Origin of the sequence: Cohnella zeiphila (assembly GCF_014212055.1) — a bacterium.
GTDB classification, from domain to species: domain Bacteria; phylum Bacillota; class Bacilli; order Paenibacillales; family Paenibacillaceae; genus Cohnella; species Cohnella zeiphila.
This window is the reverse complement of record NZ_JACJVO010000040.1, coordinates 64,884-91,539: the sequence shown is the minus strand read 5'-3', so window position 1 is coordinate 91,539 and position 26,656 is coordinate 64,884. Positions and strand designations below refer to the sequence as shown.

The 26,656-nt window shown below is 60.9% G+C and carries 21 protein-coding genes; 7 read left to right on the top strand and 14 right to left on the bottom strand.

Annotated elements, in window-relative coordinates; all coding sequences use genetic code 11:
* Positions 1-47: 47 nt before the first annotated feature.
* Positions 48-1,280: an aminopeptidase gene (locus tag H7C18_RS29555; RefSeq protein ID WP_185132719.1), complete on the top strand. Its 1,233-nt coding sequence runs from the start codon at positions 48-50 to the stop codon at positions 1,278-1,280.
* A gap of 55 nt (positions 1,281-1,335) precedes the next feature.
* Here H7C18_RS29555 and H7C18_RS29550 read toward each other — a convergent pair whose 3' ends face one another.
* Positions 1,336-1,860 (bottom strand): DNA-deoxyinosine glycosylase, encoded by a 525-nt coding sequence (locus H7C18_RS29550; protein WP_185132718.1) that lies wholly within the window; start codon positions 1,858-1,860, stop codon positions 1,336-1,338.
* 174 nt (positions 1,861-2,034) lie between these two features.
* On the opposite strand from H7C18_RS29550, the gene H7C18_RS29545 reads away from it, so the two are divergent.
* Positions 2,035-2,937 carry a copper amine oxidase N-terminal domain-containing protein gene (locus H7C18_RS29545; protein ID WP_185132717.1) on the top strand — a complete coding sequence of 301 codons (903 nt, stop codon included), beginning with the start codon at positions 2,035-2,037 and terminating at the stop codon, positions 2,935-2,937.
* An 85-nt stretch (positions 2,938-3,022) separates the two neighbouring features.
* Here H7C18_RS29545 and H7C18_RS29540 read toward each other — a convergent pair whose 3' ends face one another.
* The 6 genes from H7C18_RS29540 to H7C18_RS29515 all read right to left on the bottom strand — a co-directional run bounded on the left by H7C18_RS29540 (position 3,023) and on the right by H7C18_RS29515 (position 9,177).
* Positions 3,023-3,853 carry a carbohydrate ABC transporter permease gene (locus tag H7C18_RS29540; protein WP_185132716.1) on the bottom strand — a complete coding sequence of 277 codons (831 nt, stop codon included), beginning with the start codon at positions 3,851-3,853 and terminating at the stop codon, positions 3,023-3,025.
* On the bottom strand, positions 3,853-4,734 hold the full coding sequence (locus H7C18_RS29535; RefSeq protein ID WP_185132715.1) for a carbohydrate ABC transporter permease: 882 nt from the start codon (positions 4,732-4,734) through the stop codon (positions 3,853-3,855). Before H7C18_RS29535 ends, H7C18_RS29540 begins: the two co-directional genes overlap by 1 nt.
* 82 nt (positions 4,735-4,816) lie before the next feature.
* Positions 4,817-6,253 (bottom strand): extracellular solute-binding protein, encoded by a 1,437-nt coding sequence (locus H7C18_RS29530; protein WP_185132714.1) that lies wholly within the window; start codon positions 6,251-6,253, stop codon positions 4,817-4,819.
* A gap of 201 nt (positions 6,254-6,454) precedes the next feature.
* On the bottom strand, positions 6,455-7,090 hold the full coding sequence (locus H7C18_RS29525; RefSeq protein ID WP_185132713.1) for a fumarylacetoacetate hydrolase family protein: 636 nt from the start codon (positions 7,088-7,090) through the stop codon (positions 6,455-6,457).
* Positions 7,091-7,093: 3 nt separating this feature from the next.
* Positions 7,094-7,852 (bottom strand): glycerophosphodiester phosphodiesterase, encoded by a 759-nt coding sequence (locus tag H7C18_RS29520; protein WP_185132733.1) that lies wholly within the window; start codon positions 7,850-7,852, stop codon positions 7,094-7,096.
* 5 nt (positions 7,853-7,857) lie between these two features.
* A complete protein-coding gene (locus H7C18_RS29515; RefSeq protein WP_185132712.1) occupies positions 7,858-9,177 on the bottom strand; it encodes a CapA family protein in 1,320 nt (439 codons plus the stop codon).
* A gap of 432 nt (positions 9,178-9,609) precedes the next feature.
* Here H7C18_RS29515 and H7C18_RS29510 point away from each other — a divergent pair, with 432 nt between their 5' ends.
* The gene (locus tag H7C18_RS29510) at positions 9,610-10,404 is read left to right on the top strand and encodes an alpha/beta hydrolase (RefSeq protein ID WP_185132711.1); all 795 of its coding nucleotides are present in this window, start codon (positions 9,610-9,612) and stop codon (positions 10,402-10,404) included.
* Between the two features lie 73 nt (positions 10,405-10,477).
* On the opposite strand, the gene H7C18_RS29505 is transcribed toward H7C18_RS29510, so the two are convergent.
* The 3 genes from H7C18_RS29505 to H7C18_RS29495 all read right to left on the bottom strand — a co-directional run bounded on the left by H7C18_RS29505 (position 10,478) and on the right by H7C18_RS29495 (position 16,102).
* On the bottom strand, positions 10,478-12,118 hold the full coding sequence (locus H7C18_RS29505; RefSeq protein WP_185132710.1) for a response regulator: 1,641 nt from the start codon (positions 12,116-12,118) through the stop codon (positions 10,478-10,480).
* Positions 12,093-13,970: a cache domain-containing sensor histidine kinase gene (locus tag H7C18_RS29500; protein WP_185132709.1), complete on the bottom strand. Its 1,878-nt coding sequence runs from the start codon at positions 13,968-13,970 to the stop codon at positions 12,093-12,095. The genes H7C18_RS29505 and H7C18_RS29500 overlap by 26 nt, the downstream gene beginning before the upstream one ends.
* A 653-nt stretch (positions 13,971-14,623) precedes the next feature.
* Entirely contained in the window at positions 14,624-16,102 is a 1,479-nt protein-coding gene (locus H7C18_RS29495) for an MDR family MFS transporter (RefSeq protein WP_185132708.1), read from the bottom strand.
* Between the two features lie 168 nt (positions 16,103-16,270).
* Here H7C18_RS29495 and H7C18_RS29490 point away from each other — a divergent pair, with 168 nt between their 5' ends.
* Complete coding sequence (locus tag H7C18_RS29490; protein ID WP_185132707.1) at positions 16,271-16,954, top strand: TetR/AcrR family transcriptional regulator; 684 nt, start codon at positions 16,271-16,273, stop codon at positions 16,952-16,954.
* A gap of 105 nt (positions 16,955-17,059) precedes the next feature.
* On the opposite strand, the gene hemG is transcribed toward H7C18_RS29490, so the two are convergent.
* Genes hemG through hemE form a run of 3 tightly spaced genes read right to left on the bottom strand, consistent with a single transcriptional unit; the run spans position 17,060 to position 20,576 of the window.
* Positions 17,060-18,538, bottom strand: a complete 1,479-nt coding sequence (hemG, locus tag H7C18_RS29485; RefSeq protein ID WP_185132706.1) for a protoporphyrinogen oxidase — start codon at positions 18,536-18,538, stop codon at positions 17,060-17,062.
* Between the two features lie 41 nt (positions 18,539-18,579).
* Complete coding sequence (hemH, locus tag H7C18_RS29480; RefSeq protein WP_185132705.1) at positions 18,580-19,530, bottom strand: ferrochelatase; 951 nt, start codon at positions 19,528-19,530, stop codon at positions 18,580-18,582.
* Positions 19,527-20,576 carry a uroporphyrinogen decarboxylase gene (gene hemE / locus H7C18_RS29475; RefSeq protein ID WP_185132704.1) on the bottom strand — a complete coding sequence of 350 codons (1,050 nt, stop codon included), beginning with the start codon at positions 20,574-20,576 and terminating at the stop codon, positions 19,527-19,529. Before hemE ends, hemH begins: the two co-directional genes overlap by 4 nt.
* Before the next feature lie 203 nt (positions 20,577-20,779).
* On the opposite strand from hemE, the gene H7C18_RS29470 reads away from it, so the two are divergent.
* Positions 20,780-21,991: an MFS transporter gene (locus H7C18_RS29470; protein WP_185132703.1), complete on the top strand. Its 1,212-nt coding sequence runs from the start codon at positions 20,780-20,782 to the stop codon at positions 21,989-21,991.
* 9 nt (positions 21,992-22,000) lie between these two features.
* On the opposite strand, the gene H7C18_RS29465 is transcribed toward H7C18_RS29470, so the two are convergent.
* Positions 22,001-22,648 (bottom strand): O-methyltransferase, encoded by a 648-nt coding sequence (locus H7C18_RS29465; protein ID WP_420481892.1) that lies wholly within the window; start codon positions 22,646-22,648, stop codon positions 22,001-22,003.
* Positions 22,649-23,092: 444 nt separating this feature from the next.
* Between H7C18_RS29465 and H7C18_RS29460 the strand changes: the two genes are divergently transcribed.
* Together H7C18_RS29460 and H7C18_RS29455 are read left to right on the top strand one after the other, a co-directional pair.
* Positions 23,093-25,057, top strand: a complete 1,965-nt coding sequence (locus H7C18_RS29460) for an LTA synthase family protein (RefSeq protein WP_185132702.1) — start codon at positions 23,093-23,095, stop codon at positions 25,055-25,057.
* A 207-nt stretch (positions 25,058-25,264) separates the two neighbouring features.
* Positions 25,265-26,653, top strand: coding sequence for an MBOAT family O-acyltransferase (locus tag H7C18_RS29455; protein WP_185132701.1), 1,389 nt, complete (start codon positions 25,265-25,267; stop codon positions 26,651-26,653).
* The last annotated feature ends 3 nt before the right edge of the window (positions 26,654-26,656 follow it).

The window sequence follows — 26,656 nt, the reverse complement described above, 5'->3', positions numbered from 1 at the left end:
AATCTTCGGGAGCTTACTCCCGGACGCGAGGAGGGAACATCAAGTCCATGAACAACCATCAACAAAATCTGGAACGCTATGCGGAACTGATCGTCCAGGTCGGCGTCAACCTGCAGAAAGGGCAAAAGCTCGTCGTCAACGCCACGCTCGACGCCGCCGAGCTCGTGCGGGAAATCGCGCGCAAGGGATACGATGCCGGGGCCGCCCTGGTCAAGGTCAACTGGAGCGACGACACGATCGCCCGGCTTCGCTACGACAAGGCCGCAGACGAGGTGTTCCTGGAAGAGCCCAAATGGTATGCGGGCGAGATGCTCGAACTGGCCGAGAACAACGCGGCCGTCATCAGCGTCGTCTCATCCGATCCGGACCTGCTCAAGGGAGTGCCGCAGGAGCGGATCGTCAACCATCAGAAGACGTACGGCAAGACGATGGCCAAATACCGCCAATACACGCAGTCGAACAAGTTCAGCTGGTGCGTCGTCGCCGCCCCGTCCCCCGCATGGGCCGCCAAGGTGTTCCCGAACGTACCGGAAGAGGAGCAGGTCGCCAAGCTGTGGGAAGCGATCTTCCACACGGTCAGAGCCGAGCGCGACAACCCGGTCTCCGCTTGGGAGGAGCATATCCGCACGCTGAACGCGAAGTCGGACTTCCTGAACGCCAAGCAATTCAAGAAGCTTCGTTACGCCGCTCCCGGAACCGATCTGACGATCGAGCTCCCGGAGGGCCATCTGTGGGTCGCCGCCGACAGCGAGAACGAGGCGGGCACGGGATTCGTCGCCAACATGCCGACCGAGGAAGTGTTCACCGCCCCGCTCGCTTCCGGCGTGAACGGCACGGTGTCCAGCACGAAGCCGCTCAGCTACGGCGGCAACCTGATCGACAACTTCTCGCTGACGTTCGAGAACGGGCGGATCGTCGGCGTCAAAGCGGAGAAAGGCGAAGACACGCTCCGCAATCTCGTCGAGATGGACGAAGGCTCCCATTATCTCGGCGAAGTGGCGCTCGTCCCCCATCAGTCTCCGATCTCGCAAACGGGCATTCTGTTCTTCAACACGCTGTTCGACGAGAACGCCTCCTGCCACCTGGCCATCGGCAGCGCTTATGCGTTCAACCTGAAAGGCGGCACCAAAATGTCGCAGGAGGAGCTGAAAGCGAAAGGCCTGAACACCAGCCTTACGCACGTCGACTTCATGATCGGCTCGGCCGAGCTGGACATCTTCGGCGTGACGGCGGACGGCCAGGAAATCCAGCTGTTCCGCCAAGGCAACTGGGCGATCTGATTCGGCTCCGCCGCTGCGGTGCAGATAGGGGTCGAGCGGGTCGAGCACCGGAGCGCTATTTCGTCAAATAAGGCCCGAGCAGCTCCCGCCAGGCGTCCAGCCGATCCTCGAAGCCGCGGTAGGACGGCGTCGGGATCGGGCTGGACGAGGGCAGGCGGATGACCGTCTTCCCTTCCAGCTCGGGCGCTTCCCGGTACCGCCTGCCGATCTCGCCGTACGACTTGCTGCCGTTGCAGGCGAGCACCCGGATGCCCGGATACCGCCGGAGCAGTCCGGGAATGTCGTTCGGAACCGCTTCGCGGATGTCGCTGTCCAGACTGCCGGGGCGAACGCAGGATGCGAGGACGTCCCAAAGCGCGATCCCCCGGCCGGCGGCGAACGCGAGCCGGTCCTCATACCGCTCCGCCGGCTCGCCGGCGTCATGCAGAGCGTAAAGCAGCCGCCACAGGTAGTTTCGCGGATTGCCGTAATATTGATAAGCCCGCAAGGATGCCGTTCCCGGCATGCTGCCGAGGATGACGATGCGGGATCGGTCGTCCGCGAATGGCGGGAAAGATTCGACTCGAGGTGCGGATTCCATGGGGATTCGCGCCTCCTTTCTATCGGGTGGCTCCATTGTCTCATCGGCGTCTGCCATACGCAAATCCCCCTCCGCTTTTCGAACCGTTTTTTTCCAGAACTAGCCTCGCCCGCTCCCCCATATATTCTGTCTAGAAGACTGAATATTCACCAATCGCATGGGAGGATGAAGGGATTGAAAAGATGGACCCTATCCGCGCTGGCGCTCGGCGTCGCCTTGGGCGTGTTCGGCGCAGCCTCGGCCGCCGGAGCGCAGACCGCCGCTCCCCCCGTTTACGTGTACGTAGACGGTAAACTGGACGGCAGCGTTCTGGTTCACGGGAATCGCGCCTATGTTCCGCTCTCCGATTTCAAGGACCCCCAGTATTTCCGCTACGGATTCGACAAAGGCTATACGATCGTTACGAAAACGACGACAGGCGATAAGCTCCGGCTCAAAGCAGGTTCGAGCAAAGCGACCGTGGACGGCAAGACCGTCACCTTGGACTCGCCGGTACTGTCCGCCAAAGGGCGCACGTTCGTCTCCCTCCAGTTCCTGAAGAAGTATCTTGGCGCAACAATGACCTACGGGAACCGGGCGAATCTGGTGTTCCTGCGCACGCCGACCGGCCAATACAACTACGACTTGCTGCGCACCGCCGACCTGGACAACGCCCGGAGCGTCGCGGTCCGGCTTCCGCTGGAGTATACCGGCGGCAAACTGACCTCCAACAGCCGCGGCTCGAGGATCACGTATACGTTCCCTAAAGGCGAGGCAACCCGCTACTTGATGGAGCGCGACGGCATCACATCGTACGTCGTTATTACGAAGGACGGCATCGCCGAAGTCAAATGGCAGAAAGGAGACTTCGGGGAGAACGAGATCGGGAAGAAGCCGGACGACTTCGGGGATTCCTACTATTTTGCCTACGAAGAGAAAGATCCCGAAAAGATTACGTACGGAAGCACGAACAGCAGCTTCGGCGGGCAGCGAAACGATCTGGGCACTTACCTGGTGGACCCGATGAACTGGACGCGCGGCGTCATCTTCCAGAAGATCCACGGCGAAGACCGCACGGACGGCATCGCGCTGCCGTAAGCGGATGAACGGCGAAAAAGCCTTCGGAACGGCGGGCGGTCGCGAAGGCTTTTTCTTTTTCGGAAGCATAACCGCGCCGCGCGAGTCAGCCCTTGATGCTGCCCGCGGTCAGGCCCTCGATGATTTTCCGCTGCAGGAACATGTACAGAACGAGAACCGGCAGCACGCTGAACACGATTCCGGTGCAGATGAGCGCGTAATTCGTCTGGAACGCGTCGCGGAACTGCACCATGCCGGCCGGGAGCGTGCGAAGCGAATCCTTGCTGATGAAGAAGAAGGACAGCAAATATTCGTTCCAGTTGCCGAGAAAGTTGACGATGAACACGGTGACGAGCGCCGGGACGGTAAGCGGCAGGACGATCTGCCCGAACATCCGCAGCACGTTCATGCCGTCGACGATCGCCGCTTCCTCCAGCTCGCGCGGGATCGATCGCATGAACGCGCAGATGAGCAGCACGCTGAACGGGAGCGCCCCGGCCGTATACGGGAGGAACAGCGACCAGTGCGTGCCGAGGATGCCCAGCTTCTGCACGAGCAGGTACTGCGCGATAAACAGCACGTTGCCGGGGATCAGCATCCCGATCAGCACGAATTGGTAGATCCACGCGCTGATGCGCCCGAACTTCATCCGCACGAGCGCGAACGCGGTGGCGGCGGCCATCAGCACCCCGACGACGGCCGAGCTGAACGCCAGGTAAAGGCTGTTGAAGAAGTACACGTTGATCTTGGCTTTGACCCACGCTTCGCGATAGTTTTCGAATTCCCACTTCTTGGGCAATCCGAACGGATGCAGCGCAATCGCGAGGTTATCCGCCTTGAACGAGGAGAACAGAATAAACAGGAACGGCGCGAGGATGACGACGACGTAGGCCATCATGAGGATGTGAGGAATCGATTTGCGAAGCGTCGGCGTCATCAGAACTCCACCCTTTCCTGCCGTCTCGCGAACAAGATCTGGTATAAAGCGGTCAGCACGAGCGCGAAGGCGAAGATGATGATCGACAACGCCGTGCCGTAGCCGTAATCGCTGTACTTGATCGCCTTGTTCACCATGTAGGAAGCCATCACGTCCGTCGCTCCGGCCGGACCGCCGCCGGTCATGACCAGCACGATGTCGACGACGCGCAGCGCGCCGGCGATCGAGAGCATGATGACGACGTTGATGATCGGCTTGATGAGCGGCACGGTCAAATACCAGGCCCGCTGCGGTCCGGTCGCGCCGTCGATCCTCGCGGCTTCGTCGATCTCTCTCGGAATGGCGAGAATCGCCGCCAGAATAAGCACGATATAGAAGCCCATCCATTGCCAGGCGTTCGTGATCAGAATCGCGGGAAGCGCCCAATTCGTATCGGCCAGCCAGTAGATCGTCGGCGCGCCCAGCGACCGAAGCGTCTTGTCCAGCAGCCCGACGTCGGGATCGTAAATGAAGCCCCACAAAATGCCGATGACCGATGTCGACAGGATGGACGGCATGAACACCGTCGTTTTGTAGAAGCCCTGCAGCCGCTTGACCCCGCTGATAAGCAGCGAGCACACGATGATCAGCGGCACTTGGATGCAGCAGGAGAACAGCAGAATGATCAGGTTGTTCAGGATCGAATGGCGAAAGTCGGCGTCCTTGAAGGCGTTCGCGAAGTTGGCGAAGCCGACGTAATCCTTCGTATCGAGGCCGTTCCAGTTCGTAAACCCGTAATAGAACGAGGTCAGCATCGGATAGATGAAAAACAGGAAGTACAGCGCGATCGTCGGAAGGACGAACAACAGGTAGACATACGGATTTTTCAGCGTGCTTCTCATGGTTCCTCCCCCGCCTTCCATCGGCTTTAAGCGGAAGACGCCGCCCGCTCGGGCGGACGGCGTCTCCTGTGCCGATGCCGGCTTATTTCGCCGCGGCCGCGTTCTCCGCGTCCTGCGCCTTCTGGATCGCGTTGCCGACTTCCTGCGGCGTGGCTTTGCCCGCGATCAGCTTCGTCAGCTGCGTCTCGGTCTCGGTGTACACCTTCGACTGCACGACGGAGTCGAAGTGCGGGAACGTCGTGCCGGCGTTCTTGAGCACGTCGAGGACCTGCTTGACGACCGGATCGGTCACCTGGGCGATCGATTCGTCGGACAGCTTCATCGACGGCAGCACGCCGTCCTCCAGCAGGCCGCGCAGCTGCATCTCGTCGCTGTACATGTTCTTGATGAACGCTTTGACCGCCTTCAATTCGTTCTCGTTCAGGTCGGACGAGAAACCGTAGCCTTCGCCGTAGTTGGCGTTGACGGACGTTTGGTTGCCTTTGCCGTTCGGGATCGGCGGCAGGCTGACGAAAGCGACTTTGCCGGAGATGTCCTTGCCGACCGCGTCGTCCTTGAACGCCGAGGAGCGCCAGGAGCCGTCGAACATCATGCCCGCCTTGCCCGCCACGAAGTCCGTCAGCATGTCGGCGTACGCTTTGCCCAGCTCGCCTTTGGGGTAATAGCCTTTCTTCTCCCAATCCGCGATCATTTGATAGGCGGCGACGACGTCCGGCGAATTCCATTTGGACTGGCCGGTAATGAAGCCCGAATTCGTATTCTCGCCGGCGATGCGGCCGATCAGCGTGTTGACCAGCATGTTGGGCACCCAGGCGTCCTTTGAGCCGGCGGCGAACGGAGCGACGTTGTTTTTCTTGAGCGTGTCGGCCGCCTTGATCAGATCGTCCCACGTGGTCGGAGGGTTCAAGTTGTATTTGGCGAAAATGTCTGTGTTGTAGAAGATGCCCTCGGTGTTGCCGCCGATCGGCAGGCCGTACACCTTGCCGTCCACGGAGAAAGGTTCGAGCACGTTCAGGAATTTGTCCTTGAGCCCGAGTTCGTCGAGAATCGGCGTCAGATCGAGCAGCCGTCCCGCCTTGGCGTACTTCTGGGTATCCCCCGCGCCGCCGAAGATGTCCATGATCTTGGGCGGATTGCCGGCGGCCATCTCGGCGGGCAGCTTCGTGAAGCGGTTGACGCTGTCCTCGACGCCGTCCAGCTCGAATTTGAGGCCGGGCACTTCCGACTCCGTCTTCTTGACGACGTCGTCGAGAATCGCCTTGCGGAACTTCTGCGCGTCGCCGATCTGAATGTGCCGGAGCGAGACGGTGAAGTTCTCCGCCTTCTCCGGCGAGGCGGACTCGGAGGCCGGCGCGGATGCGCTGGGGCTGGGACTGGGGCTGGCGTCGGAAGCTGCGGGCTGGGACGACGACGGGGAGGCGTTCGCTCCATTGCCATTATCGCCATTGCTGCCGCAGGCGGCCAGAAAAACGGACAGGGCGGCCGAAACGGCCATTGCGGATGCGACTTTCTTTTTCACTCGCGGGACCTCCCATAAGTTCGTGTTCGGATCGTAGCTACACCCTCATTGTAAGCGGGATCGGGCAATCTGTAAGGACGTCAAATCCGCAATTGAGGGATAAGATTCTATTCCCGGAGTTCTTTTGCTCCTAAAAAAAATCCGGGAGACGGCCGTCTCCCGGAAAATCGAGCTTCGTTTATGAAAAGGCCGTGCCGTCCGTTACAGAACGACCACGGCGTCTCCGACCGTCTCGCCGTCCCATTCCAAGACGAGCCGGTCGCCGGAGGTCAGCGCCCCGACGCCCGCGGGCGTGCCGGTGAAGAGCAAATCGCCTTCCCCGAAGCCGAAGCGGCTCCCGACGAAAGCGGCGAGCGCCTCGAAGCCGAATACCATCTCCTTCACGTTGCCGCGCTGCGCTTCCTTCCCGTTCAGCTTCAGAACGAAATCGCGCTCGGCCACTTCGGCATAGCCCGGATACGGCATCCATCGGCCGAGACCGGCCGCATTCTTGAAGCCTTTCGCTTCCAGCCACGGATGCCCTTTCGCCTTGAGCTTATCCTGAACGTCGCGCAGCGTAAAATCCAAACCGATCGTAAAATGGCTGATCTGCTCGTCCAGCGGACGGTCGGGCCGGTAGGGCCGGTCCAGGAGCAGCACCAGCTCGGCTTCGTAATGAACGGCCCCGAACGAGCCCGGGAGGGCCACTTCGCCCTCCCATGGCACGAGCGCATGCGTCGGCTTCGTGAAAATCATCGGCGATTCGGGAACTTCGTTGCCGAGCTCGGCGGCGTGCAGGCGATAATTGCGGCCGACGCAATAGACGTTGGCGGCGGCGGGGATACGGGCAGCGTTCATCTTCTAGGATCCTTCCTTTACGGCCGCGAGCCAGCGGTCCGGATAATTGGTGCAGATAAGAAAAGGCTGGGGCATGGCCGTCAGCCGCAGCAGCGCGCCCGGATCGTTCACCGTCCAGACCATGACGCGGATGCCGGCGTCGGCCGTCTCCCTCAGCAGCGATTCGCTCAGCATATCGTATTGGAGCGACAACATCGACGCCTGCAGCGACTGCAGCAGCGGGACGAGCCCCCGCGGTCTTCGGTCGAGAATGAGTCCGGTGGCGATCTCGGGCGCGACGCGCTTCACTTCCTGGATCAATCGCCGGTCGAACGAAGTAATGACGACGTCCGCGTCCATCCGGTGCGAACGAATCATCTCTACGGTCCGGCGGGCGAGCAGCTTGCCGTTCGGCCCTTCCTTCAGCTCGATGTTGAGATGGCTGCGGCCGCAGGCGAGCCGAAGCACTTCCTCCAGCGTCGGAATCGTCTCTTCCCCGTAGACCGGGTGGAACCAGCTGCCGGCATCCGTCCGGGCGAGCTCCGCCGCCGTTCTCTCCGCCACCCTGCCCTTCCCGCTCGTCGTCCGGTTCAGCTTGCCGTCGTGAATGACGACGGGCACTTCGTCTTTGGATAAGTGAACGTCCAGCTCCAGCCAGCGAACTTCCGGCTCGCTGAGCGCAAGCCGGAAAGCTGCGATCGTGTTCTCCGGCGCGCCGCCGGACCAGCCGCGATGAGCCACGCACGGATGAAGCCGCGCGCGCTCCGCGACCCGTTCCGTCATCGCCGTCAAGGCGTCTCCTCCCCACTCTCGGCAAGCGGAGTGATGCTGCCGTCCTCGCCGATCCGCGCGCCGATCGACAGGGAAGACAGGCTGGCCAGAAGCTGCCGCCCTTCTTCGGCGTCCATCGGAGCCGGCTGCGAATTCGAAGAGTACATCGGCTCGAACGTCAATCCGCACTGCCCGTCTTTGGCGCAGCGGGCCTTGAGCACGCCCGTCTGCTGCGTAACGGAATCGCCGTTCGTCGTAAACACGAAGTTGCCGAGGCTGTAGGCGATCCATCTCTTTTTATAATATTCGAAGCCTTGGAGCACATGCGGATGACTGCCGATGATGAGATCCGCTCCCGCGTCGATGAACGTATGGCCGACGCTCACCTGAACCGGAATCGGCTCCTGGCTCCGCTCCTTGCCCCAGTGCACCATCACCACGACGACGTCGGCCAGCTTCTTGGCATCGCGAATCGCGGCGACCGCGCGCGTCGTGTCGTACGTCTCGGCGACGCCGGGATGGTTCTTGTCGGCCTTCCAGCCGACCTCGGGCACGACGTTGGAGACGCCGATGAAGGCGAACCGGATGCCGCCGGCTTCCAGGTAAGCGGGCGTAAACGCCTCGGTATCGTCGACGCCGGAGCCGACATGCTGAAGCCCTTGTTCGTTCAGGGCGTCCATCGTATCCTGCAGCCCTTCCCAGCCCTGGTCGAGCGTATGGTTGTTGGCCAGCGTCAGCACGTCGAAGCCCGCGTCCTTAATCCCGGCGGCGTATTCCGGCTTGCCGCGGAAAACGTACTGCTTGTTCTCGGCCGGGGTTCCCCGGTTCGTCAAAGGCGTCTCCAGGTTGCCGGCCGTTAAATCGGCCGATCGGAGCGTGTCCATCGCCTTCGCGAACGGATAATCGACGCCGTTCTTGTCCATCAGGTCGCCGACCTTGGATGCTGGCAGCAGGTCCCCGACGAACGCCAGCGTCGCTTCGTTCGCGGACCCGCCTCCGTCCTGCGGCGCCGGCGAACCGTCCGGAAGGGAGAGCCCCCCGCCATCTTCCGAGCCGTCTCCATCGGGGAGCGTTCCCCCGTTCTCAGCGCCGCTTCCGTCGGGGAGCGCCGAATCGGCGGCCGGATTCGGCCCGTCCGTCGGAGGAGCCGCCGAATGGTGGCTTGGCGCCGGCCGGAACAGGCCGGACAGCATCTCGGATCCGCCTCCGTGCAGCCATCGGTAAGCGAGCAGCCCTCCGATCAGCAGAACGACCGCCAGCATCGTAACGTTGACATACAGCAGCCGGCGCATCTTTTGCCTGGCTTCCCGGCGCGAGCGGGTACGGGAATAAGACATGCAGGCGACTCCTCCCCATCCTTGTCCTGCCCGTTATTATAACATACCGGAGCGCCAGGCCGCGCCTTAAAAAACGACAAAGAACGCTTCCGCGGGCCAACGTTCGCCACGGAAGCGTGCATGCTGTCGAAGATGGACGAACGGGCAGCCGCCGGGGCGGTCAGTCGAAACGATGGCCGCTCGCGCCGGCAGAACGGCCATGGGCCCTGGCTGTCGATCGCCATGTGGATCGTCGCCCCCATGACGGCAAAATCTCGGTCTCCGGCAAAAAAGGCCACGGAAGCTGCTTCACCGTCGTCATCCCTTGCGAATAGCGCTGTTCTTTCCTTTTGCGAAATAAGGCTTGAAGTTAAAATTCGATTCTTGTACGATCGTCATGGAATGTTCAGGCATCTATCCCGTCCTTAATCGACGCAATGGAGGTTTTACCGTATGGAGACGATTCCTTTATGGCCCGGCCAGGCGCTCTCCGAAGGAGCGCAGAACGAGGTCTGTCCGAGCTACACCCCTTATCTGCTGCAAGGCGAAGGTCCGCATCCCCTAATGATCGTCTGCCCGGGCGGCGGCTATGCGATGCGCGCGTTCCATGAAGGCGAACCGATCGCCCAATGGCTGAACGCCATCGGCGTATCCGCCATCGTGCTCCACTATCGGGTCGCGCCTTACAAGCATCCGGTTCCGCTGCAGGACGCGCAGCGGGCGATTCGCACCGCTCGCCACCGCGCGACGGAATGGCGGATCGATCCGCGGCGGATCGGCATTCTCGGCTTCTCCGCCGGCGGCCACCTTGCCTCCTCCGCGGGAACCCGCTACGATGGCGGCGATTCGCAGGCGGCGGATCCGATCGAGCGCATGAGCAGCCGGCCCGACCTGATGGTCCTCTGCTACCCGGTCATCACGATGAAGCCGCCGTATACGCACGAAGGAAGCCGCACCTTGCTGCTCGGAGAGTCGCCCGAACCCGCTCTCGTCGACTTGATGTCGAACGACGAGCAGGTGACGGAAGACACGCCGCCGACGTTCCTCTGGCATACGGCCGACGACGCGGGGGTTCCGGTGGAGAACAGCCTGAACTTCGCCGCGGCGCTCTCCCGGAATCGGGTCCCGCACGAGCTGCACGTCTACGAATCCGGTAGGCACGGCCTCGGGCTCGCGGAAGAGACGCCCGGCGTTCGCGATTGGAGCCGCGCCTGCGGAGAATGGCTGCAGGTTCGCGGATTTCGGTAAAAACGGAGAAGGCTCCCGGCGCAACGATCGCCCGGGAGCCTTCCTTGTTATGGAATGCGGCAACCTTTCCGATTCAATCGTCCGGATTCATCCACCCGGACAAAAATGCTTCTTGAGGCTTCCGCTTGGATTGCTCGCGGTATTCCGACGGCAGCACGCCCGCATACTTGCTGAAGACGCGGGTGAAATACCGCCGTTCGGCATAACCGACCATCTGCCCGACGGCGGTAACGCTCTTGTCGCTGAGGGAGAGCAGCGACTTGGCCATCTCCATGCGCTGCTTGGTGACGTATTCCACGAACGTGTCCCCGAAATGCTGCTTGAACAGCAGGCTGAAATAGCTGCCGCTGATGCCCAAATAATCGGCCAGCCGATCGATGCTCAGGTCCGAAGACAAGTTCCGCTCGATGTAATCTTTGGCGGACAGCATCAGCACGTCGCTCGTCTTCTTCTTCATCGCGCTGTCGATCGACCGGTCGACCAGCCGGTTGATGAGCGCCAGCGTCTCGCGAATGCCCGGCCGACGGTCCAGCTGCGCCCAGTAGTCCGCCTCGTCGCCGCTGCCGAGGACGTCCATCTCCCGCATCTCCCGCAGCAGATGCAAGATGACGTAATGCAAGATCGGCTCGACCCGCTCGAACGACGCCTCCGGCAGAAGCCGGAAGCTGTCGTTCAATTGTTTCAGTGCCGTTTCCGTCTTTTTGCGGTCGCAGCGCTTCAGTCCCGTAACCATCTCCTCGATGCGGTCCCACACTCGTTCGGTCTCGTCGCGAACGCCTTGCGGCCGCTCCGGAACGAGGATGTCGCCCCGGGCCGGTCCTCCGAGATGAAGCGAGCGCTGGAGCTCCCGGTAAGTCGATGCGAGCCGCTCCAAGGCAACGGGAGCCGGATGCAGCGCCACCCGGATGTTCAGCTTCAAGTAACTCTCCGCCGCCCGGCGCAGCTTCCGCCCCCACGACAGCTCCCGATCCCAATCGGCCGAATCGGCCGAATCGGGGGTATGCCTCTCGATCAAGACGCACCATTCGCCGCTGCGAACCTGCAGCACCGAGTAGGGAACTTCGAACGCCTCCAAATTTTCCTGCAGCACGTTATGGACCGCGAAATTCCACAGCTTGCGCTCCTTCTCGTCCCAAAGGCATTCTTTGCGCAAATAGTCTTCGACGTCGACCAGCATCATCGTGAACCCGGGCTCGTCACCGGCCGCTTCCCGGATCTGAAGCAGCGATTTCGACACGCTGCCGGCGTCGATCAGCAGATCGTAGAGCACCCTCTCGTAAGCAAGGCGGAACATCTGCCGCCATTCGTTCCGGATCGATTGCTCCTCGGCCCGGCGCTCCCGGATCCCTTCGGCGAGACGGCCGATCGTACGCTCCAGTTCCTCGTAGTCGATCGGCTTCAGCACGTAGTCCCGGATCTCGTAGCGGATGACGGAACGAACGTAACTGAAGTCCTGATAGCCGGTCATCATGATCACTTGGGCTTCCGGATCGAACTCCCGCAGCGCGCCGAGGAACGCGATGCCGTCCATGACCGGCATCCGGATGTCGCACAGGATGAGGTCCGGCTGGCGTTCCCGGCACAGTTCGAGCGCCGCTTCTCCGTTCCGGGCCAAGCCTACGACTTCGGTGCCGAGCTCCGTCCAAGGAACGACGGCTTGAAGGTTTTTGAGAATATTTATCTCGTCATCAACCAACAGAACCTTCAGCTTCATGCGATTCCTCCTCCGCAGCTTTAGGAATAATGCACTTGATCACGGTGCCGCAGCCCGGCGCGCTGCACAGAAGCAGCCCGTTGCCGGGTCCGTAATGAATCCGGAGACGGTCCGCCACGTTGCCGACCCCCAGGCCGCGCCGCTCGCCGGTCTCGGGAGAGTCTTCGTGCGGCCAATCTTCGAGCGTCGTCACGCCGTTCGAGGCGAAGCGGGTGAGCTGCGCTTCCGAAATGCCGATCCCGTTGTCCTCCACGTAGAACGCGATCTTGTCCCCTTCCGCTCGGCCGCGCACCGCGATTTTCCCCAAATAATCGATGCCTTCGAATCCGTGCTGGATGCTGTTCTCGACGAGAGGCTGAAGCGTCAGCTTCAGAATCGAATGGGAGAGCAGTTCCTCGGGAACGTCGATCTCGTATTCGAACAGGTCCTCGAAGCGGAACTTCTGAATCTCCAAGTAGCTTCGCAGGTGCTCGAGCTCCTCGTCGACCCGGATCTCCTCCTTCTGCTGGATGCTGATCCGAAAAACGTTGCCCAGCCGCTGCACCATCTTGCTCACTTTGCGCCCCTCGTTGCGAACGGCCAAGATGTTGATCGACTCCAGCGCGTTAAACAAAAAATGCGGCTTGATCTGCGCCTGAAGCAGCATCATCTCGGCTCTTCGCTTGCGCCGCTGCTCGCGCGTGACGTCCTCCACCAGCTCGGACACCCGTTCGACCAGCCGGTTGAAGCCTTTGGCCAGGATGACCGTCTCTCCGTTGCCGGATATCGGCACTCGCGTCGTCAAGTCCCCCAGCTCTACGCGGCGCATCGCGGCGACGACCCGGACGACGAAGCCGATCGTCCGCCGGATGAACATGAGATTGAACAGCAGCGCGCAAACGACCGAGGCGGCCGTAACCCCGAGCACCCAGACAAGCACGTTCGTCTGATCGCCGGATAAATATTTCCAGTCCGTCACCGTCACGAGCGACCAGTCTCCGACCCCCAAACGCTGGATGTCGCCCAGGTTATGGACGGACACGAGACTTTGGCGGCCGAGGAACTTCATCTTGCGGCTCTGAAAGCCGCTCTCCAAATCCAGCTTGCGGCCGGAATCGGCGCTTTCGGCGAATTTTTTTCCCTCCAACGACGCTCCGCTGTCATAGACGACCGTCCCGCCCCGGCCGACGATCAAATACCGGCGGTGCCCGCTGGCTCCGGTATTATAGAAGTCGAACGTTCGGTTCAATTCGTTCATCTGGAACCGAATGACCAGGATGCCCCGGCTTTTCAGCGTATCGATATCCAGAAGCACGCGAATTTGCGTAAACAGATTGTTCTCCCCGGTCAGCTCCTTGTCCTCGTTCGGTCCGATCCAGACCGGGGCTCCGTTCTTCTTGAGCACTTCCGCATAAATCGGATTCCGGCGAAGCGCGTTCAGGGACAGCGGAGTGTCCGGAATGAACCTGACGCTGACTTCGCGGCCGTCGTTCTGGTAGAGCGTGACCGACTTGATCCCCGGATACGTGAGCAGCACCCGCTGGCTCAGCTTCTGGTTCTCCATCATCTGTTCGATATAAGGGTCGTCCGTGGACGAAGGCGGCGCCGCATCCCCTTTGCTTTTCTTATCGAACGACTCCTGCACGCTCTCCACGCTGTCCTTGGTCGTCACCCAAAAATCCGAGAAGTAGTTCGCTTCGCGGATCATGCTGCTTAAATTGCGTCCGATCGCGTTCATCGACAATTCCATCTGTTCGGTATACTTCACTTCCGTAATGTGCTGAAAGACGAGGTAGGCCACCGTTCCGAGCACGAACAGCGGAACGATGATAAAAATAAAAAAAGCGATAAATACCCGCCGGCTCAGGCTCATCGTCGCGCCGTCCTCTCTTCTCGCCGCTCTCGCTTGATTATAACAGGAAGAACGCGCTCCTCGCTTCTCCATTATATCTCCGGGTCGGGCGGCGAATAAGGTTGTTTTTCGCTCATCGGGGGATAAAAATCGATTGCCTCTATTTTCCTTATATTGGGAATTGCAAGGCGGCATATTTCTCTTTTTTCCTCTTAAATTCGAAATCCCCTTCCCTCAGGGAAGGCTCTGCCACCTCCTCGGCGGCGAACGACATCAGACCCAATGAAGGCGTCTCGCTGCCCGCAGCTTCCTGACCGAGAGGGATTTCGAAGTAGGGAAAAGAAAACATGTCTCGGGTGCGCCTGAGCGAACGGGATTTCGGTTGTAAGCGAAGAAACGAAACGTTTGCGTGCGGACCTGAGCGAGCGGGATTTCGACGGGAAGCGAAAAATCGAACGGAGGTGTGCGGACCTGAGCGAAAGGGATTTCGAAGTTAAGGGAGGAGGATAGCTTGCCGAGACCATTCCTGAGCGAACGGGATTTCGATGGAAAGAGGGAAAAAGGAACGGTTCCATCCGCAACCTGAGCGAAAGGGATTTCGGTTATCGGAGGCAAAAAAGCTTTTTCCCGCGGAGTGGTCCGGAGGAAAAAGCTTTTATGGGTGCAGCCGCCGATCAGGCCGACTGCTCTTCGCCGATGGGAGCGGCCGGGGTCGGAACGTTCGACGGGGTAGCCCGCTTCTTGCCGACCAGCAAGCCGAACGGGAGCGCGACGGCGGCGATGACGGTCGCGAGCAGGAACACGTCGTTTACGCTCATCGTATAAGCGTGCGGAAGTACGGCATCGGCCGCTTCGCCTTGGCTCGCCAGACTTGTGGAATGAGACGCCGTATGGGAAAGCAGCAGCGAGGTGAACAGCGCGATGGCGAACGAGCCGCCGACGTTGCGCACCCAGTTCGACACGGAGGAAGCCTGGCCGCTCATATGAGGCGGGATCTCCTCCATCCCGGCCGTGCTGGCAGCCGCGGCGGCAAGCGAGACGCCGATGTTGCGGACGGCCATCCACAGGATGATGTAGGCGTGGGAGGAGTCCGGCTGCAGCCGGGTCAGCTCGTAGCTGCCGACGATCACGAAGACGAGGCCGCCGACGGTCAGCCAGCGGGGGCCGAGACGGGCGTACAGCTTGCCGGCCACGGGCATGGCCAGCGCCATGATCAGGGAAGCCGGGAGCATGATGATGCCCGTATCGAGAGCGCTCACCCGCTCGACGTTCTGCAGATACAATGGGACAAGCAAGGTACCGGAATAGATGCTGATCGTCAAAATCGTCATCGACACGAGGGTCAGCGTAAAGCGGGGATTGGCGAACACCCGCAAGTCCAGCAGCGGCTGGCGCGCCTTCCCTTCCCGCAGGATAAACAGCGCAAGCGCGATCGCTCCGACGGCGAACAGCCCTAGCGTCCGCCCGGACGTCCAGCCCCACAGGCGCCCTTCGCTCAGCGCGAGCAGCAGAGACGCGCTGCTGACGACGACGGCCGCCAGCCCGGATTTGTCCAGCGTTTTACCGGTGCCGATGCGATAGTTCGGGATCATCCATTGGATGAACACGATAGCGATCAGGCCGATCGGGATGTTGAGATAGAACAGCCCGGTCCAGCTGTAATGCTCGATCAGCCAGCCGCTGATCGTCGGGCCGAACGCGGGCGCCAGCATCCCGGACAGCCCCCAGATGCTGACGGCGAACGCCTGTTTATCCTGCGGCAGCACCTGGAAGATGATCGTCATCGTCGCCGGCAGCACCAGGCCGCTGAATACGCCCTGAAGAATGCGGAACGCGATCAGCGACGACATGTTCCAGGATAACGCGCACAGAAGCGAAAACACGACGAAACCGACCATCGCGTAAAGGTACAATTTTTTGTAGCCGAATTTGTCGCCCAAATAGCCGGTCAGCGGCGCGACGACGCCCAGGGACAGCATGAACCCGGTCAGCACCCACTGGACCGTGTCCAGGTCGGAATGAAAATCGTTCATGAGCATCGGAAGCGCGATGTTAATCGTGCTGATGCCGAGCACGCTTAGGAACGAACCGAAAAAGATCGCGAGCATAATCGGCCAAAATCGAACGGAACTTTGCTCGATCGTCGTATTCATGGTTTCTCTCCCTCTTCTCCTTTTCCCAATCTCGGTGTTGGGTGCCTTCATCATACTCCACGATTCAGACTATGTAAACTGTTTTTATTGATTTTAGTTTAATTCGTCTTACTCGGTTTACCCGGGAGGATGATTTGTTTATACTAAGTAAAAAGGGGGAGAACGTTTATGAAGCAGGAGGAGCAGCCTGGACAACGTTACGTCGATCCGGAATGCCGAATGAAGTTCGCCACCAAGCTGATGTATCCGGTCAAGTCTTCCGGTTTCCAATCGCTGCGCATGGACGATGTCGCGCGATATATGGACATTTCCAAGGCCACCTTATATAAGTATTTCAGTTCCAAGGAAGAGATCGTCTCGATCATCGTCGAGATTTTCCTGGATCAGATCGTGGATTTGTATCAAGAGTATCTGGAGGATCCGAACATCTCGTTCGGGGAGAAATTTCAGCGAACGTTCACCCAGACGATGATGATCGCCAATTACGGCACCGAGCCGTTTCTCTCCGATCTCCGCGAGGCGATGCCCGAGCAGCACGAGAAGGTGGAAGCCGCGATTCGCGCGCGGAACGAGAAGCTGCAGGCGTTCTACGAAGCCGGCATGGAAGCCGGAGCGTTCGAAAGGCAGAACGCGGCGCTGCTGGTGCTGCAGGATGAGCTTCTGTTCCGCAAGCTGATCGATCCGATATTCCTGACGAAGCGGAATTTGACGCTCCGGGGCGCCTTGTTCGATTATTATCTTATGAAAAAAAAGCAGCTGTTGACGGCGGAAACGGCCGCTTCCGTGGACGACGAAGCGATGAACGCGAAGATGGATATGCTCGTGAACAAAATCTTGCACGGCATGGCGTAAAGACTCATCTCATCCGCCAAGCAAAAAAAGAAGAGACTTTCCGTGAGACCGGGCGGCTTCGCTCCGGTTTTACGGAAAGTCTCTTTTCGCATTCACGGCCGGGGATCAACCGCCGAGAATCCGCTCGGCCGCTTCCTTCGCCATGCCGACGCAATCCGGAAGGCCGACGCCTTCGAACGACGCCCCCGTCGCGTAGACGCCGGGCAGCCGTTCGGCCAATTTCTTGCGCAGCGCGGCGATCTGCTCCACGTGCCCGACCGGGAATTGGGGCATGGAACGGCGAAGCCGCGTAATCTCGACGAACAGGGGCTTCGCGTTCAGTCCCATCAGCTTGCTGAGATCGCGGCTTACCGCCGCCGTCAGCTCCTCGTCGGACAGCTCCACGGCGGAAGAATCGTCCGCGTGGCCCACGTAGCAGCGGATGAGCCGCTTGCCGGCGGGCGCGGTATGGCCCCATTTGGACGAGGTCCAGGTGCTGGCCGTAATGGTAAAGCCCTGGCCGTGCGGAACGAGGAAGCCGGAGCCGTCCAGCTTGTGGTTGAAGCCCTCGGCGTCATAGGCGAACACGACGTTGGCGACGCTGGCGTAATCGATCGCGGCGAGCGCGGAGACATCGACGTGCGGAGCCAGCAGCTTCTCCGAGACGTAAGCCGGCAGCGTCAGCAGCACGGCGTCCGCCTCCAAGGTTTCGCCGCCGCTCAGCTCCAAGCGGTAGGCCGGCGCACTCGGCTCCGCTGCGGCCTCCGAAGCCGCGCGGCGAATCGCCGCGACTTCGCTGCCGAGGCGGATGTCGCAGCCTTCGGCGCGCAGCCGTTCTTCCAGCGCTTCGATCAGCGTGGAGAGGCCGCGGCGGAACGTCAGGAACGCCGTCGGCGGAACGGGTGCCCCTCCCACGGCGGCCGAGCGGGCTTCGGCCGCCTTCGCTCCCGCCGCCGGCGCCAGCCGCCGCGCTTCCATCATTCCCTTGATGACGCTGCCGTACTTGCGCTCCATCTCGGCGAACTGCGGGAACGCCGCTTTGAGGCTCAGCTTGTATAGGTTGCCGGCATGGATGCCGGCCAGCAGCGGCTCGCCGATCCGCTCGACCATCTCCCGGCCGAGCCGTCTCTCCAGGAACGCGCCGACCGACTCGTCGGCGTCGTCCTTCTTCGGCGGCAGCCGCAGCTCGTCGAGCGCCCGCAGCTTGCCGTGCGGCGATACGAGGCTGTTCCGCGCGAACGTGCCCAGCTCGTTCGGGATACCGAGGTTCATTCCTTTCGGCATCGGCTGCAGCCGTCCGTCCGCCGCCATATACGTCTTCGTCGCCTGCGGGTTCGTGCCGACCAGCTCGTCCAGCAGATCGAGCTCGCGCGCCAGCCGCAGCATCGGCAGTTTCCGGCCGAGGAACGAATCCGGCCCCCGCTCGATGACGAAATCTTCCTTGCGCAGCGTGTTCACCATGCCGCCGAGCCGTCCGGACGCTTCCAGCACCGTCACCTCGACATCCGTTCCCCGTTCCTTCGAGAGCCGCTTCAAATAAAAAGCGGCGCTCAGGCCGGTGATGCCGCCGCCGAGTACCGCGACCCGCTTGACATCCCGTCTCATAACGCCACTCTCCTTTTATGCCGTTAAACGATTTTCCACGATTATCCTGCCGTCGCTTCGGACCCGATCGTCTCGGCCGCTTCGAGAATCGAATCGGCCAATGCCTTCATATACTGCGGATCGTCGTTCAGCATCTCGATCCGTTCCAGCCGGATGCCGCGCTCTTCGGCGAACTTGCGCGCTTCCAGATCGATGTCGTACAGCACCTCGAGGTGGTCCGACACGAAGCCGACCGGCGTCACGAGCACCGCCCGCGTTCCTTCCTTGGCCAGCGTATCCAGCGTCTCGAGAATGTCCGGGCCGAGCCATGGCTGTCCGGTCTGCCCGGCGCTCTGCCAGGTGAACTTCCATCTTCCCACGCCCGCCGCTTGCGCGACCGCGCGCGACGTTTCGAGCAGCTGCTCGGGGTACGGATCCCCGATCTCCACCACGCGAGCCGGCAAGCTGTGCGCGCTGAACAGCACCAGCGCCTCGTCTTCGCCGCCGTCGAACTTCGCCAGGCCGTTCCGGACCCGCTTCTCGAGCGCGGAGATCAGCTCGGGATGAAGATGATAGCTCTCCACCGTCGCCATCCGAATGCCCTGCTTCTCCGCTTCTTCCTTCGCGCGCTTCATGTAGCCGCCGACGCTCATCGACGAATACTGGGGCGTCAGCACGATCGCCACCGCGTCCCGAATGCCGTCCGCCGCCATCGAGGCGACGCCGTCTTCTATGAACGGGGACGCGTGCCTCAGCCCTTGGTAGCAGCGATAGGTGCCGGCGCCCGCAAGTTCGTCCAGCGTCCGCTGCAGCGCCGCCACCTGCCGGTTCGTATTCTCGCGCAGCGGGAAAACCCCGCCGACGATCGACCGGTAGCGCGACGTCAAATCTTCGAGCTGCTCCGCGGTCGGGGGATGCCCCCGGCGAATATGCGTATAATAGGCTTCGACGCCTTCCAGACTTTCGGGCGTTCCGTAGGACATCACCAGCACGCCGATCGGATTCGCGCTCATGGCGTCACCCCTTCTCTCAATCGCTTCTCGGAATAGGAATGGATAAACTCCGTCAGCTCGCGCAGCTTGTCCAAGGAAGCTTCGGGGAACAATCCGTGTCCGAGGTTGAAAATAAAGCCCGGCTCCCGCATCCCCTCGTCCAGAATGCGCCGCGCCTCCTCCCGGATAACGGCCGCCGGGGCCGTCAGCACGTAAGGATCGAGGTTCCCTTGCACCGCGAAGCGGCCGCCCGTGCGGCGGCGTCCTTCGGCGATCGGCACGCGCCAATCGAGCCCGATAACGTCCGCTTCGAGATCGACGGTCAGCGGCAGCAGCTCGCCCGAGCTGACGCCGGGGTAATAGATTTTCGGAATCGCAACATCCTTCAACTGAGCGAAGATGCTCCGCACGTGAGGCAGCACGAACTGCTCGAAATCATGCGGCGCCAGCGATCCGACCCAGCTGTCGAACAGCTGAACCGCCTGCGCCCCGGCCTCTGCGTGGGCGCGCAAATAAGCGGCCGCCATGTCGGCCAGCTTGCCCATCAGCCGATGCCAGACGTCCGGTTCGGCGTACATCAGCTCTTTCGTGCGGATGTACGACTTCGACGGCCGTCCTTCGATCAGGTAGCTCGCCAGCGTAAACGGCGCGCCTCCGAACGTGATCAGCGGCACGTCCAGCTCCTTGCGCAGGAGGCGGATCGTCTCGAGAATGTGGGGAAGATCCCCTTCTACGTCGATCGGCCGCAGCCGGTCGACGTCCGCCGCATTGCGCAACGGATTGTGAATGACCGGGCCGACGTCCTTGACGATGTCGAAGTCGATGCCGATGGAAGCGACGGGATTCATAATGTCCGAGTACAGAATCGCGGCATCGACGCCGAGCTTGCGAACCGGCATCATCGTCACTTCGACGGCCAGCTCGGGCTGCCGGCAAATCTCCAGCAGCGAATACTTCTCTTTGATTTTCCGGTAATCGGGGTCGTACCGTCCGGCTTGCCGCATGTACCACACCGGCACCCGATCGACGGGTTCCCGGCGGCAGGCGCGCAGGAATCGGTCATTCATTCGTCTTCTGCCCCTTCTTGGCTTGATATGGAATCTTTATTTTAATCCATTATGCCCCTTTTGGGAGGGACTCACAACCTGCCTCCGTCAAGGGAGTATGACAATCGTATGACAATGAAAGAGTGAACATGCGCGTTCAGCGCTCTCCGGTTGTGCTATACTGAATCCCGTGATTGTTTAACTAGTAAGAGAAGGTGATAGACATGGAACGTTGGAAAGTGAACCTGGCCGTGCTCTGGTTCGGCAACTTTCTAGTCATGGCGGGCATGACCATGATCACGCCGTTTCTGTCGCTCTACTTGCAGCAGGACCTGGGCGTAACCGGAGATCACGAGATCGGCGTTTGGGCGGGCTTTATTTTCGCGGCGAACTTCGTGACCTCGTTCTTCTTCCAGCCGTTGTGGGGCAAGCTGTCGGACCGCTACGGACGGAAAATGATGCTGCTGCGATCGGGCTTCGGCATGTCGCTGGTCATCATGCTCATGGGTTTCGCAACCGCCCCCTGGCAGCTTCTTCTGCTGCGCATGATGAACGGCGTCATCTCCGGCTTCTCGCCGGCTGCGGTCTCGCTCGTCTCGGCGACGACGCCGAAGGAGAAGATGGGCTTCGCGATGGGCACGCTGCAGTCCGGCGGAACGGCCGGAACGATCCTCGGGCCGCTGATCGGCGGCGTCATGGCCGACACGTTCGGCTTCCGGCCGATCTTCTATATTACCGGATCGCTGCTGTTCGTCGCGTCGACGCTGAGCTGGATCATGGTCAAGGAATCGTTCGACCGGGAAGCGGCGGCCCGGCGGCCCCAGGCAAGCATGATCAAAGGGTTCCGCGAGCTGGTGCGGATTCCTCAGCTTCCCGCCCTGTTCTCGGTCACGTTCCTGATCCAGTTCGCGATGCTCAGCCCGATGGCGCTCATGCCGCTCTATGTAAAGGAGTTGCACGGAACGCCCGAGAACCTGGCCTTCTGGGCCGGGTTCGTCGGCTCGGTGACCGGCTTCTCCAACATGGTGTCCGCGCCGATCCTCGGCCGGCTCAGCGATCGAATCGGCTCGACCCGCATTCTGATCGTCTCGCTGATCGGCGCCGGCGTCATGTTCGTTCCGCAGGCGTTCGTCGGCAGCGTGCCGCAGCTGCTCGTCTGCCGCTTCCTGCTCGGCTGCTTCGTCGGAGGCCTCATCCCGACGGTCAACTCGCTCATCCGCCGCTTCACGCCGGACGGGCGCGAGAGCCGGGCGTTCGGCTTCAACAGCAGCTTCCTGGCGCTCGGCAACATGATTGGCCCCGTCGTCGGCGGCGCCCTGTCCGGCTTCATCGGCATTCAGGGCCTGTTCCTCGTCTCGGCCGCGTTCCTGCTGGCCACTTCGGTATGGGCCTACGCTCTGCTGCAGCGCCGAGGCGCCCGCGCGGCCGGCCGATGATGGCTCGTGCTACTTGATCATCGCCAGCGCCAGGCCGTCGTACGCGGGCAGATGCGCGCCGGTCAGCCGCGGATCGCGGGCGATCGTGCGGTTGAAGTCGCGCACCGCCTGCACCGCCGGCCCCATCTTCTCCGCGTTCAGCGTCCGGCCGCGCAGCAGCGTGTTGTCGGCGGCGATGACCGCCCGCGGGTTCGCCAGGCGGATCGCGTACTCCAGGTAGAGAGGGTAGCCTTCCTTATCCGCGTCGATGAAGAAAAAATCAAACCGCCGCCCCTCCCGCTCCAGCCGGGCCAGACTGTCCGCGGCGGGGCCGACGATCATCTCGCTGCGATCGCCGAAGCCTTCCTCGCGAAGCTGGGCCGAGGCCAGCTCCGCGTACTCCGCCTTCAGCTCCAGCGAAGTCAGCATGCCCTCGCCGGGCGGGAGCCCCCTCGATAAACAAATGCCGCTGTAGCCGGCCAGCGCGCCGATCTCCAGCACCGCGCGCGCGCCGGTCGCCGCCACCAGCATCGTCAGCAGCCGCCCGTAGCCTCGCTCCACCGAGATGTCCGGCATGTCCCGTTCCCGAATCGCGGCCGAGATCCGTTCCCATGCCGGGTCCGTCTCGAACAGCGAATCGAAATAAGCCTCAGGTCCCGTCCCTATGTTCGCGTCCACCGTTATTCCTCCCCTATGCCGCTTTGCGCGGTCATGATCCTCTCTATTGTAACGGATTCAAATGAGCCGTTCCAACGAACGAACGGAGCTTCCGCTTCCTCGGCCGGGGCGACGGTCCCCGGTCCAACGTACCGCTTCCATGCCCCAACGTTCCCCGGATCGGCTCATTTCCCGGGCAATCGTCCCAAATAAGCCGACCCGCGACGGTCATCCCCTCTCGAGGCGGGTTTTCCTCCCCTTTACGCGGTTTGAATTCGCCGGGCCGTTCGCGCTATACTATCTGATGTTTACAGAACGATTACAAAAAGCGTTTTCAGGTCCCCTTCCTTCTCCGATTCATGCCGGCGGCGCGCCAACTGCGGGAGCGCGCGCGGCGATCGCGGGAAGAGCAGCCGGCTCTCGCCGCGCTGCCAAACAAACACGCGAAAGGATGCGTCTTCATCCATGATGTCTCAGTTGCAGACCGCCGCCCGCAAAGGCGTCCGGCTCTCTTTTCACGGAATACGTTATTGGCCTTATTGGGGAGCCATGCTGCTCATCGTCTCCATGCTTTACAAGCTGAATTGGCTGGACGGGCAGCTCAATGTCGGCGGCATGAACCATTGGAAGTGGGAAGTGAATCTCGGCGCGATGGTGCTCGCCACGTTCTGGACCGTTTGGCTCGGCCGCCGCACGCGCGCCGTCGTGCTCGCGGTGCTGGACCTGCTGCTGTCGGTCAGCACGTTCGCGGATTTGGTCTACTTCCGCTATTTCAAGGACTTCATCTCCGTGCCGGTGCTCATGCAGGCCGGCCAGGTCGGGGAATTGACGGACAGCATTCATACGCTGATCCACCCCGGCGACTGGATTCTGTTCGCCGACTTGCCGATCGCCGCCGCGCTCGCCGTCTGGTCCTGCTGGTACCACGGCCGCAGGCAGCGGAATCGTGATGCTTATCCGACATATCGCCGGGCGACGCGCGCCTCCTTCCTTGTTCGCCTGGCGCTGGGAGCCGCCTTGCTGGTCGCCGGCATCTACATGATCGCGGTGCCCGTCAATCAGCAGAAAAACGGCTGGGCAACCGGACTGTTCGTCGGCAACTGGTGGAACATCCCGATCTATAACGTTACCGGGCTGTTCGGCTTTCACGGCTACGACACGTACCGTTACGCGAAGGAGCATTGGTTCGGCGGAGGGCCTTCCGGGCAGCAGATCCAGGAAGCCTCGAACTGGTTCGACGAGCGCGCCAAGCTGCAGAAGCAGGCCGAGACCGAACCGATGTTCGGCGCCTACAAAGGCAAGAACGTGCTGATCATCCAGGCCGAAGCGTTCCAGGAGTTCTTGCTGAACCAATCGTGGAACGGCCAGGAGATTACGCCGAACCTGAACAAACTGATCGGCCAGAGCCTTTATTTCCCGAACTTCTACCATATGACGTCGCAAGGGAGAACTTCGGACGCCGACTTCCTGACCAGCTGTTCGATGCACCCGATGCCGACCGGATCCGTCTTCATCCGGTTCGCGGACCACAAGTTCGATTGCACGCCGACGATCCTGAACGGCGAAGGCTATGACACGACCGTGCACCACGCCTACGACGGAAGCTTCTGGAACCGGACGAACATGTATCGCGATATGGAATACAATAAATTTTATACCATTAACGATTTTACGAACGACGAGCCGCTCGGTTGGTCGATCGGAGACAAATCGTTCTTCCGTCAGACCGTCGACCAGCTGAAGGAGCGGGGCAAATCCCCGTTCTACGCGATGGCGATCACGATCTCCAGCCATCATCCGTTCGATCTTCCGCCTTCGGTCACCCAGTTCGATTCGGGCGACTTCAAGGGAACGACGTTCGGCAATTATCTCGAAGCGGCCCATTACGTAGACGCCGCGGTCGGAGAACTGGTCCAGGAACTGAAGGACGCGGGACTGTGGGACGACACGATCCTGATGTTCTACGGCGACCATGACAACTCGCTTTACGATATGAGCACGTACGAGAAATTTTACGGCCACCCGTTGACCGCGCAGCAGCAGGACGCCATCGTCCGGAAGGTGCCGTATTTCATCCACTTCCCGAACGACGAGCATGCCGGCGTCAACGACAAAGCCGTCGGCCAGATCGACACGGCGCCGACCGTCCTTCAGCTCTTGGGCGTTCCGGTGGGAGACAACAAGATGATGGGCGTGAGCATGGTATCCGACGCTCAGGCTCCGGTCGTGTTCCGCAACGGCGGATACACCGACAATTCGGTCTATTACGTCCCGTCCAATGACGGCCTTGTCCAGAACGGAAGCTGCTACGCGATGCCTAGCGGCGAGAAAACCGATATCTCGGCCTGCACCGCCGGCGCGGAAGCGGCGAAGAAGGAACTGGAAATATCCGATCTGGTCGTCGAGCACGATTTGGTACCGAAGCTTTAAGACGGGCGCCCGATCGCCCGGTTCAAGCACCGCGAACGCTCGTTCCGGTGCTTTTTTTCGGTCAAATTTCGCGGTTTGTAACCTTTTTCCTCAATCTGTCGTTATTTTTATGATAAAATTAAGCCTTGATTGTCGAAAGTTCTTTTATAATGGGAAAAGCGGCATTTTCTAATCGTTATCGTCTATCCGAACAGAAAGAGGGAAATCATGTTATTCAATTCGTACCCTTTCATCTTCGTGTTCTTGCCGGCGACGGCGATCGTGTACTTCCTGCTTAACCGGTTCCGCTGGACAGTCGCCTCCAAGACGTGGTTGGCGCTCGCATCGCTATTTTTCTACGGCTATTGGAACGTCAGGTACGTTCCGCTTATCCTCGGCTCCATCGTATTCAACTACTTCATCGGCCGGTGGCTCGCCGCCTGGTCTTCCCGAGGCACAGGGGCGCGTCGGGCAGTGCTGATCGGGGGATTGGCCGTCGATCTGCTGCTGCTGGGCTACTATAAATACGCAAACTTTTTCTTGCAAAACTTGGGAGATGTGACCGGACATACCTATACGGCGCTGCAGGTCGTTCTTCCGCTTGGGATCAGCTTCTTCACGTTCACGCAAATCGCCTTCCTCGTCGACGCCTATAAAGGCAAGGCGAAGGAGTTCAATTTTATCAGCTATACGTTGTTCGTCACGTTCTTTCCGCATCTGATCGCCGGCCCGATCCTGCACCACAGCGAGATGATGCCGCAGTTCGACCGCAAGCGCAACAAGGTATGGAACTGGCCGAACGCGGCCAAGGGCATTTTCGTCTTCTGTATCGGCCTGTTCAAAAAGGTCGTCATCGCCGACACGTTCGCCTTGTACGCCAACAGCGGCTTCGCCAAAGCGACCGAATTCACCGACTCGTGGATCGCCGCCCTGTCGTATACGTTCCAGCTTTATTTCGACTTCAGCGGCTACACGGACATGGCGATCGGCATCGCGCTACTGTTCAACATCCGCCTGCCGCAAAACTTCAACTCGCCTTACAAAGCCGTCAGCATCACCGACTTCTGGAGGCGCTGGCACATGACGCTCAGCCGTTTCCTGCGGGATTATATCTACATACCGCTGGGAGGCAACCGCCGCGGCTTCGCCATCGCCAACCGCAACCTGATCATTACGTTCCTGCTCGGCGGCCTCTGGCACGGCGCCGGATGGACGTTTATTCTCTGGGGCGCCCTGCACGGCGTCGGACAAGCGATCCAGCGCGTCTGGACCCGCCGCGGCCGTCCGCTGCCGACCTGGCTGGCCTGGCTGCTGACGTTTCTGTTCATCAACTTTACCTGGGTGTTCTTCCGGGCGGAGGATTGGAAGCAAGCGTTCCGTCTGCTCAAGGGCATGGTCGGCATGAACGGGATCGGCATCGGCCTGCTCAGCGCCCATTGGGCGCCGATCCTGCTCATCGTCGTCTTCCTGCCGTTCGTGCTGATCTTCCGGAATTCGTCCGAGCTCGAGACGACTTTCAAGCCCGGATGGAAGACGGCGCTCGGCATCGCGGTGCTGTTCGTCGTGTCGCTGCTCTACCTGAACCGGATCAGCACGTTCCTTTACTTTAACTTTTAGAGA